This window comes from Bradyrhizobium sp. AZCC 1588 (genome assembly GCF_036924735.1).
In the GTDB taxonomy this organism is placed as follows: domain Bacteria; phylum Pseudomonadota; class Alphaproteobacteria; order Rhizobiales; family Xanthobacteraceae; genus Bradyrhizobium.
In genome coordinates this window covers 6,651,239-6,668,154 of the sequence record NZ_JAZHSC010000001.1, presented here as the reverse complement: position 1 = coordinate 6,668,154, position 16,916 = coordinate 6,651,239, and the positions used below count along the sequence as shown (strand labels likewise).

The window sequence follows — 16,916 nt, the reverse complement described above, 5'->3', positions numbered from 1 at the left end:
GCCGAACGAGATCGATGGTTGCAGGAACTTGAATAAATATTCATCAAGGTTAAGGCGGCCACGACGGCGCGATCGAGGTCGAGCTCAGGAACGGCGTGCGGCTGCGTGCACCGCGCCTCGACGCACTGCTGCCGTGGAACGGGAAAGGCGCTGCCGATGCTGGCGACATGACCGCCGGTTCCATCGCCCGCCTGAAGATCACCCCTCGACGACGTCGAACCGGCGGATCAACGACTGTTAGGTAAAGTGCCGCCGTAACTCCTGTCATCGTGACTCTGGAAGGAGGATAGCGAGATGACTGAGCGAATTTCGTTGGAGGGGAAGGTCGCGGTTGTGACTGGGGCAGGCCGCGGGCTGGGGCGGGCATACGTCGAACTTCTCGCCGAACGCGGTGCCCGGGTCGTGGTGAACGACCTGGGGACCGACGTATCGGGGTTCGGGAAGGACTCCACGATAGCGGAACAGGTGGCCGACCTCATTCGGTCACGTGGAGGCGACGCAATCGCTGATGACAGCGATGTTTCCACCCCTGAAGGTGGCAGTGACCTGATCGCGACGACCATCGAGCATTTTGGAAGAATAGACCTTCTCGTGAACAACGCTGGTATCTGCGGAAGCCAGCTATTCGAGGACGCCACGCTTGAGGATTTCGATCACTATTGGCGCGTGCACCTCGGCGGGCCGGTTAACACGGTGAAGGCTGCCTGGCCGCATATGGTCGCACAGCGCTACGGGAAGATTATCCTCACGACGTCCGTCAGCGGCCTGTTCGGACTACGTGGGCAAGCCACCTATGCGGCGGCCAAGTGCGCAGTAGTCGGATTGATGCGCATTCTTGCAATTGAAGGTGCTGAGCATGGCATTCTCGTGAACACTATTTCGCCAGTCGGGTACACGAGGATGCACCCGGCCGCGGGATCCCGCTTGGCTGAAGCGGATGGAAAAGCCACCATGCCGGTTGAGGCTGTTGCGCCAGCGATCGTCTGGCTGGCAAGCGATAGTTGTTCGGAGACGAGCAGCATCTACAACGTGGCAGCCGGAGCAATCCAACGAATCGCTATCGTCATGGGACCTGGCTTCTACGATCGACATCTGACACCCGAGAGCATCGCCGAGAACTACGCAAAGGTGGAATCGATCGAGGGCTTCTCCGAACCGGGTCCGTTCGAGCCCGGCGGTATGTAGATTCAGGCGTCAACCGAGGTGGCCTAAAGCGGAAAGCTTAACGGGCCCTGCGCTTAACCCTCTTTCTTAGCCTTCGCCCGCATCTTCATTTCGCGATAGCGCGCAGCGCCGCCCTCGCGGTTGCTTTGCGGGCTGCGCTCCACGGCCATCGCATCATCAGGCACGTCCTTGGTGATGACGGAGCCCGAGCCGATATAGGCGCCTTTGCCGATTTTGACCGGCGCGACCAGCGAGGAGTTGGTGCCGACGAAGGCGCCCTCGCCGATCAGCGTCTTGTGCTTGAAGAAGCCGTCATAGTTGCAGGTGATGGTGCCGGCCCCGAGGTTGGAATTGGCGCCGATATGGGCGTCGCCGATATAGGAGAGATGGTTGACCTTGACGCCGGCCTCCAGCGTCGCGGCCTTGGTCTCGACGAAGTTGCCGATCCGAACGCCGTCGCCGAGCGAGGTGCCCGGGCGCAAGCGCGCATAGGGACCGATGGACGCCTTCTTGCCGATCGAGGCCTGCACGATGTGCGAGAACGAATGGATCACCGCACCGTCGGCGATGGTGACGCCGGGGCCGATCACCACGAACGGCTCGATGGTGACGTCGCTGCCGAACTTGGTGTCGGCGGCGAGATAGACCGTCTCCGGCGCGATCAGCGTCACGCCGGCCTCGAGCGCCGCCTGGCGCAGCCGCGCCTGCAGCACAGCTTCGGCCTCCGCGAGCTGGGCCTTGTTGTTGATGCCGCGCACTTCGTCCTCGCTGGTTTCGATCACGACGGCCTCCAATCCCATTTCCCTGACGATGGCGACGGCATCGACCAGATAATATTCGCCCTTGCTGTTGGCATTGCCGATCCGGTCGAGGATTTCGAGCGCGCGGGCGCCCTCGAACGCCATCACGCCGGCATTGCACAGCGTGACCTTGCGCTCTTCATCTGTCGCGTCGGCGTGTTCGCGGATCGCCATCAGCCGATCGCCCTGAAGCAGCAACCGGCCGTAACCGGTCGGATCGGCGGCGCGGAAGCCGAGCACCGCGAGCGCTGCGCCGTTTTCCAGCGGCGCGCGCAGCCGGGCGAAGGTCTCGGGCGAAATCAGCGGCGTATCGCCGAACGCCACCAGCAGATCATCGGCGCCGCGCGCGATCGCCTCGCGGGCGGCCAAGACGGCATGCGCGGTGCCGAGCCGCTCGGCCTGAACGAAGGTCGCAGCATCCGCGCGGACGCGCTTGACCTCCTCAGTGACCGCCTTGTGGTCCGGCCCAATCACGACCGCAAGCGAGGCGCCCGCGCCGTGCGGGGCCGCATCCAGCACATGCGCCAGCAGCGACTGGCCGGCGACCTGGTGCAGCACCTTCGGCAGCGAGGATCGCATGCGCGTGCCCTCGCCGGCCGCAAGCACGACTGTCAGACTGGATCGAGCGGTCATTCTGGTCCTCGGGCGAACAGGGTTGCGCGGGCCGTCTTTAATTGTTTTCCCCCGGAGATCAAACCGATTCGCCGCCCCGAAAACGTCCGGATTCAGGTGGGCGTCGCTTTTCCTGTTAATGTTTGCCCTGTGATTCGGCAGGCCTCGAGGAGGGCCAAGGGCGTTTGGCCAGGAAAACCGACCATCTCGCAGACTTCGAGGCGGATGACTCCGGCGGCGTGCTGAGCAACCTGTTCGCCGACGAGGATCAGTTCGACCGCCGCGCGCTGTGCCGGATCGGATCCTGGGGCGTCGGCGCGACGGCTGCGGTGATTCTGGCCGTCATGGCCAACCAATCATCCCTTGGATTGAAGCGCGAACAGGTCGCCGCCGCAGATCACACCCGGCAGGCACAGCAAATTCAGCTCGTGGCGAGGGAAACCCAGAATGAGGCGCGGCGGCTCGCCGCCGCCATCGATACGCTCAACGGCGATCGCGACCGGCTGTATTCCCGTGTCACCAGCCTGGAACAGGGGCTCGAATCCGTCACCGGCGCCGTCGCCCGCCAGGGTTCCGCGCAGGCTTCGCCGCCGGCTGCAAATGCGGAACCGCAAGCCGCCCACAAGCCGCCATCGCCAAGCGTTGCGCCGGTAGCGACCGCGCCGGTCGCTGACAAGGCCACCGCCGAGCCTGCCCCGGCGACGGTTTCGCATGCGGCAAAGGATGCGGCGAAGGCCGACGCAGCTAAAACTGAGAGCGCCAAACTGGAAACGGCCAAGGCCGAGATGGCAAAGGCCGACGCCGTCACGCCGGAGCCCGCAAAACCTTCGCCCGCTACGCCACTGAAGGCCGCGCAGTCGATAATGGCTCCTCCTGACCCCGCCGCCGCCGAACTGATCGAGCTGGGCAAAGGGCCGAACCCGGTGATCGCAAGCCCGATCCCGGATGTCGTGGCGTCGGCGCCATCAGACGCGGAGGCGGATGACGCCACCGCGCCTAAAATCTCCCTGCAGCGGACCGAGTTCGGGGTCGATCTCGGCAGCGCCAATTCGGTGAATGGCCTGCGCGCGTTGTGGCGGGGGCTGCTCAAATCCAGATCGAACGCGCCGCTGACGGCACTGCGCCCGATCATCGTCGTGAAGGAAGGCACCAACGGCCTCGGCATGCAGCTTCGCCTGGTCGCCGGTCCGCTGAACGATGCCGGCGCCGCTGCCAGGATCTGCGCCATTCTTGCCGAAAACAACCGTCCTTGCGAGACCGCGATCTTCGATGGCCAGCGGCTGTCGTTGAACGATCCGCCGCCCACTGCCGCCAAGCCTGGCCCGCGCCGGCGCAGTATCGCCAAGCAGTCGGCGGCGACAGTCGTTGAGGAGGTGGCGAAGAAGCCGGAGCCGCCGCCGGAGCCAACGCAGACGACATTTTCGTCCATCTTCGGCAAGAAAAATTCGCAATAGGCTTTTGGCTACAGGGCGTTATGCCGAAATTCTGACTTGCATTCTCGCTTGCCTGCGAACGCTTGTCCCGACCGCCAATCCCGACCATATTGCGCCGATGAAAAAATCCCCGTTCCGGCTCACGCCCTATCAAGTTCAATTTCTGTTGGTGGTCGGCTTCGTCACCGTCGGCTACGCGCTCTATCTGCGCTACCTCGCGATCGAGTTCTCGACCGTCGCGCTGGCCTGCGACGCCGGCCTGCAGACCATGCTGTGCAAGTCGCGGACGCTCGCCACCTACCTGTTCAAGAACTCGGTATTCGGCATCACCGCGCTTGTGATCGCGACGCTTCACGTCATGCGGCCGTCGATCGTGCTGCTGACCGGCGGCTTGATCGCGGCGGGATTTGGGATCGTGCTCTACAATATCGCGCTGTCGGGAATTGCGATCGGCCTGCTCATTTTGGGATTTGCACGGCCCGCGCCCGCCACAGCGTGAGCGCCAGCAAGAGATAGATCGCGCAGGTCCACATCGACTGCCAGTTCTGATTGCCTTCGTTGATGCCGGTGAACAGCGCGGCTACGACCAGCAAGCCGGCAAAGGCGGATTCGGCAATCGGGCGAACGCCCTCTTTCGGCCGGTTCAGCAGCATCAGCGCCGCGAACGGCACCACCGCCATGGTCAGCGAAGCGAACGGGAAATCGCGGTAGCGCGGATCGAACGTAAAGCCGAGCGCGGTTTGCGCCGCAATCAGCGTGGTGACGATAAGCACGAATCCCAACAGCGCCGTCAGCACCGACTTGGTCCGGCCCTCGCGCGGTCCGAGCAGTTCGAGGAAGGTCGGCAGCGACCGCCCCGACATCGCAGCGTTCGCGCACAGCATCGGCGAGGCAATGGCGGCTGCCAGCAGCGCGCCCCATTGCAGCCAGCCGCCTGCCCCGTAGCTCTCGTAAAACATCTTGTCCGCGGCGACCCCGAGCAGCATGCCGGCGGTCGTTGCCGACGTCCCGACCGCAATCCAGGCGGCCAGGCCGGGCTTCCACGGCCGCCGCCGCAGCGTCAGCCAGCCCGCCAGGAAGACGAAGGCGCTGAGCGCCATGCCGCCTCCCATCTGCAATTTCCAGAACGGATAATTGCTGATCGGCTCGCCGGGCGGATATTTCACCGCCCGCTGCGCGTCGTTGATCATGCCCCAATAGCCGCCGACGGTGCCTTCGAGCTGCCGCTTCCACGGCTGGTCGTAGGCCTCGATCAGGTTGACCCGAAACTTTTCGCGCTTGGCGAGATCGAGGATTTCCGACACCACGCGCGCCTGGTTGGTGCGCGACGGCAGCGCGCCTTCGCGCATCCGCCCCGCGCTCGGCCAGCCGGTTTCGCCGATCAGGATTTCCTTAGCTGGAAATGCCACCGCCATCCGCTTGCGAATATCGTCGACATGGCCGGCAGCGTGTTTCGCGCGCACCGGCATGTCTTCCCAGTACGGCAGGATGTGGATCGTGACGAAGTCGACCGCGTCGTAGATTTCGCGGTTGCGCAGCCAGAACTCCCAGACGTCGGCATAGGTGACGGGCACGGTGACCCGCGACTTCACCGAGCGGATGTGGGCCGCGAGATCCGATGTCGTCATCTCGCCGCGTAGCAGCACCTCGTTGCCGACCACCAGTGCGGTGATCGTGTCCGGGTGTTCCTTGGTTAGTTCGATCGCGACCGAAATCTGGGCAAGATTCTTGATTCGGTTGCTCGAGAGCCAGATCCCCTGGATCACCTTCAGCCCGACCTTGGCGGCCAGTGCCGGAACCTGGTCGAGCCCGTTCTCGATCGAATAGGTCCGCACGCATTCAGTGATCTTGGCAAGCTGCGCCAGATCCTCCGCGATCTGTTCAGGAAGGATCTGCGTGCTCGGTATCAGGGGTGTCTGCGCGCCGCGGAACGGTGCGTACGACACGCATTGCAGCTTGGCATTGGGATCGATCGGCGCGCGCGCGAGCGTAATCGGCGTGGCGAGCCACCACCACAAAGCCGCGATCATACCAAGCGATGAAAGGAGAAGCGCCAGCGGCGTACGAAGAGAAATCGGTTCCATCCTCCGGGCGGGGACCGTCGATTACCCGTTCATCGGCGTTCTGCCAAGATGCACGATGGCCCTATTCGCCTGGGTCCCTGCGGCAGTTTTACCAGCGTCCGTGATAAAGTTGTGACTTTGCTGGACAAAATCTGAAATAACCGTCATGTGAATCGCCGGATGTTTCCGCCGCATTGGGGACCTATTTGGGCGGCAACAAGCCAGAACACCACACCAGCCGCTCGCGGCAGGAAATTGATCGGGGAATGTATGCGTCGACGGTTGCTTGATCCAAGAGTTGCGGTTTTGAGGCGCTTCGCCGCTGCCGGCCTGGCCCTCCTGATCGGATCGGGCGGGGCGTTTGCCCAGAGCGGCAGCCCGACCCCGCAGGATCAAGGCAAGGCGCCGGCCAGTGCCGCCGACGCCAGCAAGGAAAACCAGCGCAAGGCCGACGAATTCGTCGAGGCGGCCCAGGCAATCAACGGCCCGGCCGGAAATCCCGAATGCGTCTGGCTCGGCCGCCGGGTGGTCCGCCTAATGTGGCGCGACGACCTGGATACCGCGTTCCGGCACCTCGATCTCTATGACCGGTTCGGCTGCCCCGGCGGGCATGTCCAGGCCACCTTCCGCTGCCTGACCCGTTTTGGCGGACAGATCGATCCCAAGGTGGCGGAAACCCTCGACAGCCGCATCCACGTCTGCTGGATCAATCCGGGCGCTCAGCCGCAGGCTGCCGCAGCAGCCAACCCGCCGCCGGCGACCGCCGGCAATGCGACGCCTGCGCCGGCCGCTTCGCCCTCGCCGGCCCCCAGCCCCGCGCCTGCCCCGCCCGCGAAATAGACGTCCGGCATTCAGGATACGTTCAGAGGAACGATCCTATTTGTCCGGCGTTTGGATTGGTCACGCCCTTAAAGCGCCGTCCTTAAAAAAGTCATGGCGTCATACCAGTTGTGAAAACGCGGGGCAGGACTATCCTAATGACGCCGTCGTCTCGGTCGAACCTAGGGGACAGGTTCGCTTCCTATAAATTGCAGCCCCGTATGGTTTAGTCGCCGATGCGCGCCATCGTTGCCGTTCTGCTGTTCGTTACCGCAGCTCACGCCGGGCTGTGGAGCCTATTCCAGGAAAAGCAAGCGGCGCCCGATTTCAGGGGCATTTTACCCAGCGTCTCCTATGCGCCGTTCGAGGGTTCGGCGCATCCCGACGTCGACAATATTCCGCAGATCGAAAAGATTCGCGCCGACCTGAAGAAGCTCTCGACGATCACGCGCGCGATTCGTCTCTACTCCTCGACCGGTGGCGTCGAACTGGTGCCGCCGATCGCTGCCGAATTCGGCCTGAAAGTCACCGTCGGCGCCTGGATCGACAAGAATTCCGATCGCAACAAGCGCGAGATCGAGGCGGCGATCAACCTCGCCAAGCGCAACAGCAACGTCAACGGAATCGTCGTCGGCAACGAAACGATTTTCCGCGGCGAGCAAAAGATCGACGACCTGGTCGAGCTGATCAAGCAGGTCAAGAAATTCCGTCAACGTTCCCGTGACGACAGGCGAAATCTGGAACATCTGGCGCGACAATCCGGAACTGGCGTCCTCTGTCGATTTCATCGCCGCGCACGTGCTGCCCTATTGGGAAAACTTCACCTCCAAGCAGGCCGTCGATCAGGCGGTGGCGATGTTCCAACTGCTGCGTGACCAGTTTCCCGGCAAACGAATCGTCATCGCCGAGTTCGGCTGGCCGAGCGCCGGATACAATTTGAGGAACGCCGAGCCCGGCCCGTTCGAGCAGGCCTCGGTGCTGCGCAATTTCGTCACCCGCGCCGAAGCCATCGGCATGGACTACAACATCGTCGAGGCGATCGATCAGCCGTGGAAATTCTTCGAAGGCGGCGTCGGCCCCTATTGGGGCATTCTCGATGCCAATCGCGAACCGAAATTCGCGTGGACCGGCCCGATCGTGAACGAGAATTACTGGAAGCTCGCCGCGATCGCGCTGCTGATGGGCATCCTGATGTCGCTGCCGATCCTGCGGCTCGAGCAGCCGACAATCATGCAGGCACTGCTGCTTTCAGCGGCAGCGAACGGCGTCGGCGCCTGGGTTTCCACCGTGTTCGCCTACTGGGCCGGGCATTATTTCGTGTTCGGCTCGGCCTTTGCGCTGACGCTTGGCCTGATCCTGCTGGTTCCGCTGATCCTGATCGCGATGGCGCGCATCGACGAAATCGCGGCGATTGCCTTCGGCCGCGGTCCGCGCCGGCTGATTACCAAGAGCGCGCCGTTAGCGCCCGCCACCATCGGCGAGAACGTCGCTTTCCCGAAGGTTTCGATTCACATCCCCGCTTACTTCGAGCCGGTCGAGATGCTGAAGCAGACGCTGGATGCGGTGTCGCGGCTCGACTACCCGAATTTCGAATGCGTCTGCATCATCAACAACACGCCCGACCCGGAATTCTGGCGGCCGATCCAGGATCACTGCCGCGCGCTCGGCGAACGCTTCAAGTTCATCAACGCCGAGAAGGTGCAGGGCTTCAAGGCCGGCGCGCTTCGCATCGCCATGGAGCGCACCGCGGCGGATGCCGAGATCATCGGCATCATTGACGCCGACTATGTCGTGCATCCGGACTGGCTGAAAGATCTCGTGCCTGTTTTCGCCGACCCGCGCGTCGGCCTGGTGCAGGCGCCGCAGGAGCATCGCGACGGCGACCGCTCGCTGATGCACTACATCATGAACGGCGAATATGCCGGGTTCTTCGACATCGGCATGGTCCAGCGCAACGAGTTCAACTCGATCATCGTGCACGGCACGATGTGCCTGATCCGCCGCTCCGCGATGGACATGGCCGGCGGCTGGTCCAGCGACACCATCTGCGAGGACACCGATCTTGGCCTGACCATCCAGCAGCAGGGCTGGCTGACGCACTACACCAACGTCCGCTATGGCGAGGGCCTCCTGCCCGACACCTATGAGGCGTTCAAGAAGCAGCGGCACCGCTGGGCCTATGGCGGCTTCCAGATCGTCAAGAAGCACTGGCGTCGCTTCCTGCCCGGCGCGAGCCGGCTGACGCCGGACCAGCGCCGCGAATTCTCGCTGGGCTGGCTGAACTGGCTCGGCGCCGAAAGCCTGGGCGTCGTCGTGGCGATCCTCAACCTGATCTGGGTGCCGATCGTGGCGTTTGCCGACATCGCCGTCCCCGACAAGATCCTGACGCTGCCGATCATCGGCTCCTTCGTCGTCTCGCTGGTGCATTTCATTGCGCTCTATCGCCTGCGGGTGAAGATCAAGGCCGGCCAGATGCTGGGCGCCATGATCGCGGCGATGAGCGTGCAATGGACGGTGTCGCGCGCGGTGGCCCAGGGCCTGATCACCGAGCATCTCGCCTTCGCCCGCACCTCCAAGGGCGGGTTGTCGCGGATGTCGATCGAATTCCAGGCGTTCTGGGAGGCCGTGATCGGCGTGCTGCTGCTGATCGGCGCCGCCGTCCTGGTCGTCACCAACGGCTACAAGGAGGTGCGCGAGATCTACATCTTCGCGGGCGTGCTGGTGCTGCAAAGCCTGCCGTTCCTCGCGGCGGTTGCAATCGCAGTGCTGGAAAACTCCCGGATCAATTCCTTCGCCTTCTGGCGCAACAGCGCGGTGCGGACGGCGGAACTGATCGGGCTGCGGCCGGTCACCCTGCCGACGGTCAACACCCAGTCCCAGCCGGTCGCCTCCGAGATTCGCCGTGAGGTCAACTAACCGCCGTGGATCGATTGGCGACGGGTAGTTGAAGATTCCGAACTAACCTTTAGCTAGCTAAAGAGAATTGGGATCAAGCAGACCACGAATTTGCCGTGCTTGTGCTATTGACCCGCAGGGGCCCGCCCCCTACACAGCGCGGCGAGTGAGCGCGTAGCTCAGGCGGTAGAGCACGTGACTTTTAATCATGGGGTCGAGGGTTCGAGTCCCTCCGCGCTCACCAAGCAAAATCAAACACTTAGTGGCGAAAACCCGGTTTCTGAAAAGAGCCGGTTTTTTGTTATGTACACACTTTGTGCACAAGCGGCGGGGGTACCCGAGCCGCGAAAAGACGGCGATCCAGACTGGCTGGAAGTGCCGCAGTGGCTCGCGTGGTTGCTTCGGCTTCTGTGCCGGCGCGGCAAGCATGGCTAATGTTTCGTTAAGAGAAGTTGGACAATGATCCGGTCGGGATGAATCATGGAGGATGATCATGGTCGACGTCGCGCTTTGGATCGTGGCAGGTCTCGCTGTTGCGTATGTGGCCGTGCGCTTGGGGTTTGCCTGGCTGGTGCCGCAGATCCACGATTGACGTCGGTCAGCATTTTTTTCGTTCACGGCACGTCCCCCGCCTTCCTGCTCTCGCCGATGCTGTACGGCTTGTTGAGGAAGTAGTCTCGATTGCCTAGCGCCTTCTCGGCGTACTGGTCGATCGCGACGGTGATCGCCTGGACGTGCTGATAACAGTAGCCCTCGCGCGTGGCTCGCTGGCGCACTTCAGCGAGTGCCCGCAGCCACGGCGAGTTTTCCGCCTTCTCGTCGTACCACTGCAGCGGCTCCGGCATTTCAATGCTCTCTGGATCGTTCGGTAAAGGCCTTCGGCCTCGCGCCCGAGCTGGTCGTACAGGCGAAGGCGCCTGAAAAGGATCTCGATTTCACGTTCGTTTTTCACGATGCGCTCAATAGTACAAAACATGAACGAGATGACAAGCCGCTAGGAATAGGCTGTGCTGGGGTAGAACACCCAAGATCATTGCCCGAGTAGATTTTATTGCCCTGGTCGACCTCGTTTGAGGATCCAATACCGCTTCCGAATGGCCGCCGGCTCGTCACGTTGAAGGATGCCGCCAGCTACATCATGAAGCTGCCGAAGGAAGAGCACTCCGCGCCGGAATGGCAGGCCGCCATGGAGGCGCTCATCCTCGTTGCAGAGAACGGCGGCCCCACAATGTTGGCCCGGATCGGCGTCATGCGGGCGTTGAACCGTCACGTCGAACGGGTCTTTGATCCCGAGCGCAAGAGTCATCATTGGGGCAAGCGCAAGCTGAAGAGAGACCAATGACCGTTTTTGTCTACGTCAACACCAGCAAGCAGGTGGGAGATCCCGAGCACATCAAGGTGTTTGCCAATGTGGACGCTGCAGAAAAGTGGTTTGAGGAAAACGATCCTGAAGGCGTAGCCTTTGAGTATGAGGTTCTGGAATGAACCGGCTCAACCATCTTGGCCGCGTGACCGCCTACGCCATGGTCGCTATTCTGATTCTCGCGATAGTTTGGCAAGCGCTCGGATCGCAGTAGCGGCCCCGGCAGTACGCAACGCACCGGGGCCGCCGCCGCACCTTGGAGAACCCCCCGGCTAAGCTCTGGGGGGACATGTAGCCGGGGGCTTTTACAGAATAGCCAGCCATCGGGGCGCGGTCTGTACGGCCGCTGACAAAGACCAGGCGGCGCCGTACTTGAGAAGGGCTCGAAATGAAGGAGGCCGCCAACTGAGGCGGCCTTACTTCCGGGCTATGCGGCGGTTTTGTTCACGCACCAGCGCGTTGTACCGGTCAATCTGGCCGGCAAGTGCCGTCCAGCTGCGACAGATTTGTTTCAAGGCATGGGCTTCAGCCTCACTCCGCGCAGATTTCATCAAGTAACGACATTCTTCCAATTGATCGAGGCAATGTTGTGCGCTGTCCATGGCCCTTCCACGGGGACTTCCCCGCGCCGTTACACCGTTGAAGCACTCTTAAACTCCTGTCCTCCCCGTAGTTCCTAAGGGGAGCGCTCGCAGCAATTAGTGACATGCCGCGCCGTTCCTTCAGTAAAACTACCGAGAACGGGTTTGGGCAACTTTACGGCTTCTTAGGAACCGAAAAGGGCCTATTCCCCAAAAAGCAATGGCATCAAGGGTTTAAGCGGTTAATGGAAAGAGGTCGCGGTCCCTACTTTGTTCTGGACCTACCCACAATGGCGCATGAACAGGGCTTGACAACTTCGCGGCCCGTTAATGTTCAAATTAGGCCATTGCGAAATTCAAATTAGGCCACTAGGGGTTAACACAGGCCAGTACCCGCCGCCGAACAAGAACAAACCACGAAATGAGAACGAAAAGGCCCGCCAGCGTGAACCGGCGGGCCTCCGGGTTTCAATGCCTAGAGATCAGGCGCATTCCGGACCCCTCACTAACGCAATCACGGGTGCCGGCGGCTTGTCGGCCTGATCCGACTCAAGGAAGTCCGTAACAAGCTGCGTTGCCAGCCGCAGCACCGTCAGGGCGTCCTCTTTGTCGTCGGGCAATTGGCCCGCAAGCATTATTGCGTGACGTCGATGCCAGTTCTCTTCCTTTGCCATCACACCATCCCCACGCCCTGCCAATCGCGGAACGGGACCTGTTCGTCTAGTCCATCCTGATCGGCGATGCCGGACTCGGCGTGGTCTAGTTCGATGTCCCGCCGGTCGCCCGTTGCCCATACCTCTTGGTTGTCGTGCTGGTCGAGACTGCCAAGGGCCGGTTCGTCGTCGGCGTTATCCTGCTCGGCGTCGACGGCAGGGAAGGCCCACATGGATTGAGTGCGCCACGCCTTGTTCTGATCAGTCATCCGATCAAATGAACCTAGCGACGGTTCATCGTCGCCGACGTCCTCGCGAACGTCCTCCTCAAGCTCGGAATCAGGGTCGATCTCGTCCAGCACATCGATCAACGTCGTCACAAGCGATCGACAGCGGGAAACGAAGTCGCCCGCGTCTTTGCATTCCCGGACTAGATCAAGCTGGCCGGACACGCACATAAGGACGTTAGCGAGTCGCTGGGTGGCTTCATGCCATCGGGGGTCCAAGGCAGCCGCGAGCGCGGCAAACGATTCTGGGGACTCACTAGGCGCTTCTATGGCCTTTGCTTTCATGGTGGTTCTCTGGATGACTGGCTTTCTAGGGCCAGGTGCCAGCGGTCAGCGCTGGCGCCGGGAAGCTAGAAACGTAGCCAGAGACTACGCGCGACGGCCTTTCCCTTTCGGGTCTTGTATAGCCGTCGCCTTCCCGGCATAGTGCGCCGGTCACGCCGACGGCTATCGGCGCGTTACTTTTCGTTGGCGTGTTTGATCCCGGCAAGGATCGCCCTGCCAACGCTCTGGGTGCCAATGGCCCGGCAAGGCCATTCGCGGGAGTTTCTAGGCTCCGCGACCATCAGAACTGATTTGCGTTAATAAATCCATCCCCTTTCGGGGCGCTTCGGCGCGTCCCGATCATACCCGGCGGCCAGACGACGCCATCATGTTCGGATCCCAGTAGCCGGTGCTCGCTTCGCTTGAGAGGCGATCAAGAAGCGTGGCTCTTCCCTCGGCATAAAGCTGAGCATCCAAGGATATTGTGCCGAATTTACTGAATTGGCGAAATTGCGCGATGATGTATTCGCCGACGCGCCGCCGAATGTCGGTCCGGCGCAGCCTCCCCTCAACGATTTCCAAGGCCATGGCTCCGATCACGTCATCTCGGATCGGGGCCGGCAAGGTCGTCGGGACAGCGGAGATGATCATCAAGAAGATGTCCTCTGCGCGGTCGGTGATAGACGGCGCTCTTACGATTTGAGCTCGTCGAGCCCGCGCCTCTGCGTGGTGAACTTTTGCATTCGCGGTCGATAGCCGGACAACGAGCTGATCGAACTTCGGATGCTTCTGTCTAAAGAGCAGGAGTGCGCGACTATTGAGGATGTACGAGGGACCGGTTTTGGTGATTTCAGCGATCGTTCTCCCCTCATTGAGGGCCCCGACAACCCGCCTCGCTTGCTCTTCCGACACGCGACGGCCGGACAAGGCGAGCCTCTTGTTGCACGTCAAGCATTTTCGCTCCTTGCGGCCCTTGGCCACATATAAATATAAATTGTCGCCCGACAGCGGGTGACCGTGTTTGCAGTGGGTCATTGCACGAAAGCGCGCGCCCCTCGCCGCCTTCGTGTTTGCCTTAGATATTCGCCATGCCTCTGCTGCCCACTCGGGGTGAAGCTCACAGTGCTTCTTGAAGCGTTGATAGGTGACCAGCCCAGGACCGAGCTGCCTTAGGCCCGACGTGAGTTTACGCACGGTGTTTCCGGCCTTCAGCCTCGCTATACACTCTTCAGCCATTGCAGCCGGCATTCCAGGCGGCGCATTGCGCCACCAATCCAATTCGCGCGTTCGATGAAAATCAGAAGGCGATGAGGGAGTCGCCAGATTGTCCCTTGGCATCTTTCCGCTCCGCTGAGCGCGTGATTGCGCCGGCAGATGCAGAACCTGAGTCGCGGCGGGCATGTGTCGGGCTACGCCATCACATTTCCCTGGTCGACGAGAACGGATGTTGAGTCGGAGATTTCCGGCGCCGTACCGGGATGGGCAGATCAGCGGGGTTCTGCCTGATGCACCGCCACGCTTACGATTTTAGCTTCCGTCACTCGGCCTCGAAGCTTTTTACCCGCCATTTCGACGAAGAGCGGCTTTTTGTTCCATTCCGCGTCTTGGAGGATGCGGCGATGCTCTGCGGACACGACGGCATCGAACAGGGACGCTGTCACTGTCTCTCCCGTCTTTGTGTCTTCAAGCGTAACGCGGAATCCATCAGCCACAGTCGTATCGACCTTTGCGACCCTATATTGTCCGGCCAGCTTGGTTTCAGAACTTTGCGCTCGGTTCACTGAGCTAATCTCGGTCGCGACTTCGCGAGGTAACGGAATGTTCTGGATCGATCCTCCTCCCTCGTCCGCGATCGCCTTTACAATCTCTTCCCGAGCTTCCGTTGCAGATTGTTCGATTTGCTGCAGAACAGGCCTTTTTTGCAAGGCGTGCGTTAGCAACTCAAAACGCTTCGTGTCATTTTCTATTTGAGCTTGATAGTTCGAAAGCAACTGGCGCGTCTTATCGTCATCCGAAGCGATCTTACGCTGCTCCGTCTTGGTTTTGATGAACTCGCCGATCACTAACCTGCCTCCATAGATGAGTGCCAGGCCGAGTATCAGAATGAGAATTTCGGTGCCGGTCATTTTGGCAATCACATCGTTCCCGAATTTGCTGATAATCTCAGAGAGATTAATTGATAGGTCGCTACTGCCTTTTTCAACCTTCAAGCGAAGTTCGAATCGTTCGCGTTCAGATCTGCTCAAAGTCCTAAGGTTGTCGCTTCCCGTCGAAAGTAGAGCGTGCGTCCGATAAAGCGACTTCTGCAGCTCAAGAATGGCTGCCATTGTACTGGACGAGATCGTTCCATCTTCAGGGACATGCGAAAGATGGATATTGAGTGCTGGCCAGTCCTTCCAAATAACGTGGACCGCAGGCAACTCGCCCAATTTGTTTTGCAGAGCCTTATCAAGGACGTTCCACGCTTCCTCTTCGCTCCCAATCTCGAAAACGGCTTCTTCGGCCATCTGCCCCTCTTGATATAGCCCTGGAGGACGATACAACCAAGACGGTCGGGGGGTAAAGTTATCGTAAGGGACTTTTGCTCACAGTACCCTCTACTATCGTTGTACAGTCGGTCGAATGGGCCTCCGCAGGGCCCCTGCCAACCATCCGCCCCACATTCCAACATCATCCAGCTACCTTTCTTTCCGCTCGCATTGACTCAACTGCCGCGGGAAGGTGGAATGATGTTTTGGGGGTCTTCATGCGCACGCTTTATGGATTGCTGATTTTTTGCTTTGTCGCAGGTCTGACGACAACCGCGAATGCGTCCTCGCTTATCCTAAGTACAAACGATCCATCTGTGGTCAATGAGCTTGGGAAGGCTGGACAAGGTTGGTGGAGTTTAGACACACCAAACATATCGACGAATACGAACTACAGCACTGGGACAAGCTTCAATGTGAGCCCCGGTGTAAATTTTAGCTATCGAAGCTTCTTTACGTTTGATCTGGATGATCCTGCGCTGCAAGGAAAGATAATAACAGGTGCAGAAATTAGACTTCAGGCCTTTATTGGTACCGGTTTCAACGATGGCGGCCTTATTTCCTTCTTCGATGTCAGCACGCATGCGTTGGTTCTAAATAACACCGTTGGAATAGCGCCCATAGCGATTTGGAACGATCTAGGAAGTGGAAGTCTCTACGGAACCGGACTGGCTATATCGCCGACAGAAATATTCCCTTCTGATCAACTCACGTTCCAACTAAATGATTCGGCTATTGCAGACTTAAACAACGCAGTAGGCGGCGGCTTATTCTCGATTGCCGCAACCAAGGATCTGCGTGAAATTTTCAGCGGCTCGGTAGCGAATGGAAGTCAGCGGCTAGTACTACAAATCTCACCTGCCATCCCCGAACCCTCAACCTGGGCGATGCTGCTGATCGGGTTTGCGGGATTGACATTCGCTGCTCGAAGCCGCGCGTGGAGAAAAACACAATGAAACATGACGCCGAAATCATCGCGCTATCTGCCGAGACACTCGCGATGCAAGCTGTCCTAGCTCACGTTCTTGACCGTGTTGCCCGTGTCGATCCGCGGCTGGCTCACGCCATCAAGACCGGTTTCGACAATGCCGCGAACGAAGTTGAGCACATGGCTATCAAGTTCGGAAAAGCCGCCGATCCCGGTCATACGGTAAAAGCTATCGCTATTGTCGAGGGCCTCAGGGCCGCAACGCTCGGCAACCAAGAGAAGCCTCGCAGCGGCGTTTAACTCACTTGGGTTTAGTTTTTCTTTTCGCATTAGTCCTCTCTGTTCGGCTCAGGCATAGCCGACGCGCTTATAATCAATCCGCCGGTTGAAGTTAGATTCGCCCGTCTCCTTTCGCCACGCCTCCAGCCTCAGGCGGCCGGCAATCCGGTGCGGGTCATCGCCCTGCCCTAGCTGCTGCCGCTGCCCGGTAGGCTTGCCGCTCTCGTCGTGCATCGTCAGAACGCCG

At 60.5% G+C, this 16,916-nt stretch carries 17 protein-coding genes, 1 tRNA gene and 1 pseudogene; 10 read left to right on the top strand and 9 right to left on the bottom strand.

Features of this window, described 5'->3' with window-relative positions:
• Positions 1-294 precede the first annotated feature (294 nt).
• The gene (locus V1277_RS31110) at positions 295-1,185 is read left to right on the top strand and encodes an SDR family NAD(P)-dependent oxidoreductase (RefSeq protein WP_334419541.1); all 891 of its coding nucleotides are present in this window, start codon (positions 295-297) and stop codon (positions 1,183-1,185) included.
• 53 nt (positions 1,186-1,238) lie between these two features.
• Here the strand turns inward: V1277_RS31110 and glmU are convergent, their stop codons facing one another.
• Complete coding sequence (glmU, locus tag V1277_RS31105; RefSeq protein ID WP_334419540.1) at positions 1,239-2,597, bottom strand: bifunctional UDP-N-acetylglucosamine diphosphorylase/glucosamine-1-phosphate N-acetyltransferase GlmU; 1,359 nt, start codon at positions 2,595-2,597, stop codon at positions 1,239-1,241.
• A 164-nt stretch (positions 2,598-2,761) separates the two neighbouring features.
• On the opposite strand from glmU, the gene V1277_RS31100 reads away from it, so the two are divergent.
• On the top strand, positions 2,762-4,030 hold the full coding sequence (locus tag V1277_RS31100; RefSeq protein ID WP_334419539.1) for a hypothetical protein: 1,269 nt from the start codon (positions 2,762-2,764) through the stop codon (positions 4,028-4,030).
• 97 nt (positions 4,031-4,127) lie between these two features.
• Complete coding sequence (locus V1277_RS31095; protein WP_334419537.1) at positions 4,128-4,508, top strand: hypothetical protein; 381 nt, start codon at positions 4,128-4,130, stop codon at positions 4,506-4,508.
• Here V1277_RS31095 and V1277_RS31090 read toward each other — a convergent pair.
• A complete protein-coding gene (locus V1277_RS31090) occupies positions 4,468-6,093 on the bottom strand; it encodes a glycoside hydrolase family 17 protein (RefSeq protein ID WP_334419536.1) in 1,626 nt (541 codons plus the stop codon). The two genes, V1277_RS31095 and V1277_RS31090, sit on opposite strands and share 41 nt — an antisense overlap.
• Before the next feature lie 249 nt (positions 6,094-6,342).
• On the opposite strand from V1277_RS31090, the gene V1277_RS31085 reads away from it, so the two are divergent.
• From V1277_RS31085 to V1277_RS31075, 3 genes and pseudogenes are all read left to right on the top strand, one after another.
• A complete protein-coding gene (locus V1277_RS31085; RefSeq protein WP_334419535.1) occupies positions 6,343-6,912 on the top strand; it encodes a beta-1-3, beta-1-6-glucan biosynthesis protein in 570 nt (189 codons plus the stop codon).
• 215 nt (positions 6,913-7,127) lie between these two features.
• Positions 7,128-9,807 (top strand): annotated as a pseudogene (locus V1277_RS31080) (glycosyltransferase).
• Positions 9,808-9,954: 147 nt separating this feature from the next.
• A tRNA-Lys gene (locus V1277_RS31075) sits at positions 9,955-10,030 on the top strand.
• Positions 10,031-10,400: 370 nt separating this feature from the next.
• Here the strand turns inward: V1277_RS31075 and V1277_RS31070 are convergent.
• The gene (locus V1277_RS31070; protein ID WP_334419533.1) at positions 10,401-10,631 is read right to left on the bottom strand and encodes a hypothetical protein; all 231 of its coding nucleotides are present in this window, start codon (positions 10,629-10,631) and stop codon (positions 10,401-10,403) included.
• Positions 10,632-10,900: 269 nt separating this feature from the next.
• On the opposite strand from V1277_RS31070, the gene V1277_RS31065 reads away from it, so the two are divergent.
• Positions 10,901-11,128: a hypothetical protein gene (locus tag V1277_RS31065; RefSeq protein WP_334419531.1), complete on the top strand. Its 228-nt coding sequence runs from the start codon at positions 10,901-10,903 to the stop codon at positions 11,126-11,128.
• Positions 11,125-11,271, top strand: a complete 147-nt coding sequence (locus V1277_RS31060) for a hypothetical protein (RefSeq protein ID WP_247513356.1) — start codon at positions 11,125-11,127, stop codon at positions 11,269-11,271. The genes V1277_RS31065 and V1277_RS31060 overlap by 4 nt, the downstream gene beginning before the upstream one ends.
• Positions 11,272-11,565: 294 nt before the next feature.
• Here V1277_RS31060 and V1277_RS31055 read toward each other — a convergent pair whose 3' ends face one another.
• From V1277_RS31055 to V1277_RS31035, 5 genes are all read right to left on the bottom strand, one after another.
• Positions 11,566-11,751 carry a hypothetical protein gene (locus V1277_RS31055; RefSeq protein WP_334419530.1) on the bottom strand — a complete coding sequence of 62 codons (186 nt, stop codon included), beginning with the start codon at positions 11,749-11,751 and terminating at the stop codon, positions 11,566-11,568.
• Between the two features lie 461 nt (positions 11,752-12,212).
• Positions 12,213-12,404 (bottom strand): hypothetical protein, encoded by a 192-nt coding sequence (locus V1277_RS31050; protein WP_334419529.1) that lies wholly within the window; start codon positions 12,402-12,404, stop codon positions 12,213-12,215.
• The gene (locus V1277_RS31045; protein WP_334419528.1) at positions 12,404-12,955 is read right to left on the bottom strand and encodes a hypothetical protein; all 552 of its coding nucleotides are present in this window, start codon (positions 12,953-12,955) and stop codon (positions 12,404-12,406) included. The genes V1277_RS31050 and V1277_RS31045 overlap by 1 nt, the downstream gene beginning before the upstream one ends.
• Before the next feature lie 339 nt (positions 12,956-13,294).
• The gene (locus V1277_RS31040) at positions 13,295-14,272 is read right to left on the bottom strand and encodes a hypothetical protein (RefSeq protein WP_334419527.1); all 978 of its coding nucleotides are present in this window, start codon (positions 14,270-14,272) and stop codon (positions 13,295-13,297) included.
• Between the two features lie 149 nt (positions 14,273-14,421).
• Complete coding sequence (locus V1277_RS31035) at positions 14,422-15,441, bottom strand: hypothetical protein (RefSeq protein ID WP_334419526.1); 1,020 nt, start codon at positions 15,439-15,441, stop codon at positions 14,422-14,424.
• Between the two features lie 239 nt (positions 15,442-15,680).
• Between V1277_RS31035 and V1277_RS31030 the strand changes: the two genes are divergently transcribed.
• Both V1277_RS31030 and V1277_RS31025 read left to right on the top strand, forming a co-directional pair.
• Positions 15,681-16,418: a PEP-CTERM sorting domain-containing protein gene (locus V1277_RS31030; RefSeq protein WP_334419525.1), complete on the top strand. Its 738-nt coding sequence runs from the start codon at positions 15,681-15,683 to the stop codon at positions 16,416-16,418.
• Complete coding sequence (locus V1277_RS31025; protein ID WP_334419524.1) at positions 16,415-16,690, top strand: hypothetical protein; 276 nt, start codon at positions 16,415-16,417, stop codon at positions 16,688-16,690. The genes V1277_RS31030 and V1277_RS31025 overlap by 4 nt, the downstream gene beginning before the upstream one ends.
• A gap of 48 nt (positions 16,691-16,738) precedes the next feature.
• On the opposite strand, the gene V1277_RS31020 is transcribed toward V1277_RS31025, so the two are convergent.
• Entirely contained in the window at positions 16,739-16,903 is a 165-nt protein-coding gene (locus V1277_RS31020) for a hypothetical protein (RefSeq protein ID WP_334419523.1), read from the bottom strand.
• Positions 16,904-16,916 lie beyond the last annotated feature (13 nt).

What these genes read in the sequence shown, in the direction of transcription:
- V1277_RS31060 (WP_247513356.1), top strand. Translation starts at nt 11,125, where the DNA reads ATGACCGTTTTTGTCTACGTCAACACCAGCAAGCAGGTGGGAGATCCC.
- V1277_RS31070 (WP_334419533.1), bottom strand. Translation starts at nt 10,631, where the DNA reads ATGCCGGAGCCGCTGCAGTGGTACGACGAGAAGGCGGAAAACTCGCCG.
- glmU (WP_334419540.1), bottom strand. Translation starts at nt 2,597, where the DNA reads ATGACCGCTCGATCCAGTCTGACAGTCGTGCTTGCGGCCGGCGAGGGC.
- V1277_RS31045 (WP_334419528.1), bottom strand. Translation starts at nt 12,955, where the DNA reads ATGAAAGCAAAGGCCATAGAAGCGCCTAGTGAGTCCCCAGAATCGTTT.
- V1277_RS31090 (WP_334419536.1), bottom strand. Translation starts at nt 6,093, where the DNA reads ATGGAACCGATTTCTCTTCGTACGCCGCTGGCGCTTCTCCTTTCATCG.
- V1277_RS31095 (WP_334419537.1), top strand. Translation starts at nt 4,128, where the DNA reads ATGAAAAAATCCCCGTTCCGGCTCACGCCCTATCAAGTTCAATTTCTG.
- V1277_RS31050 (WP_334419529.1), bottom strand. Translation starts at nt 12,404, where the DNA reads ATGGCAAAGGAAGAGAACTGGCATCGACGTCACGCAATAATGCTTGCG.
- V1277_RS31055 (WP_334419530.1), bottom strand. Translation starts at nt 11,751, where the DNA reads ATGGACAGCGCACAACATTGCCTCGATCAATTGGAAGAATGTCGTTAC.
- V1277_RS31110 (WP_334419541.1), top strand. Translation starts at nt 295, where the DNA reads ATGACTGAGCGAATTTCGTTGGAGGGGAAGGTCGCGGTTGTGACTGGG.
- V1277_RS31085 (WP_334419535.1), top strand. Translation starts at nt 6,343, where the DNA reads ATGCGTCGACGGTTGCTTGATCCAAGAGTTGCGGTTTTGAGGCGCTTC.
- V1277_RS31020 (WP_334419523.1), bottom strand. Translation starts at nt 16,903, where the DNA reads ATGCACGACGAGAGCGGCAAGCCTACCGGGCAGCGGCAGCAGCTAGGG.
- V1277_RS31025 (WP_334419524.1), top strand. Translation starts at nt 16,415, where the DNA reads ATGAAACATGACGCCGAAATCATCGCGCTATCTGCCGAGACACTCGCG.
- V1277_RS31030 (WP_334419525.1), top strand. Translation starts at nt 15,681, where the DNA reads ATGCGCACGCTTTATGGATTGCTGATTTTTTGCTTTGTCGCAGGTCTG.
- V1277_RS31040 (WP_334419527.1), bottom strand. Translation starts at nt 14,272, where the DNA reads ATGCCAAGGGACAATCTGGCGACTCCCTCATCGCCTTCTGATTTTCAT.
- V1277_RS31035 (WP_334419526.1), bottom strand. Translation starts at nt 15,441, where the DNA reads ATGGCCGAAGAAGCCGTTTTCGAGATTGGGAGCGAAGAGGAAGCGTGG.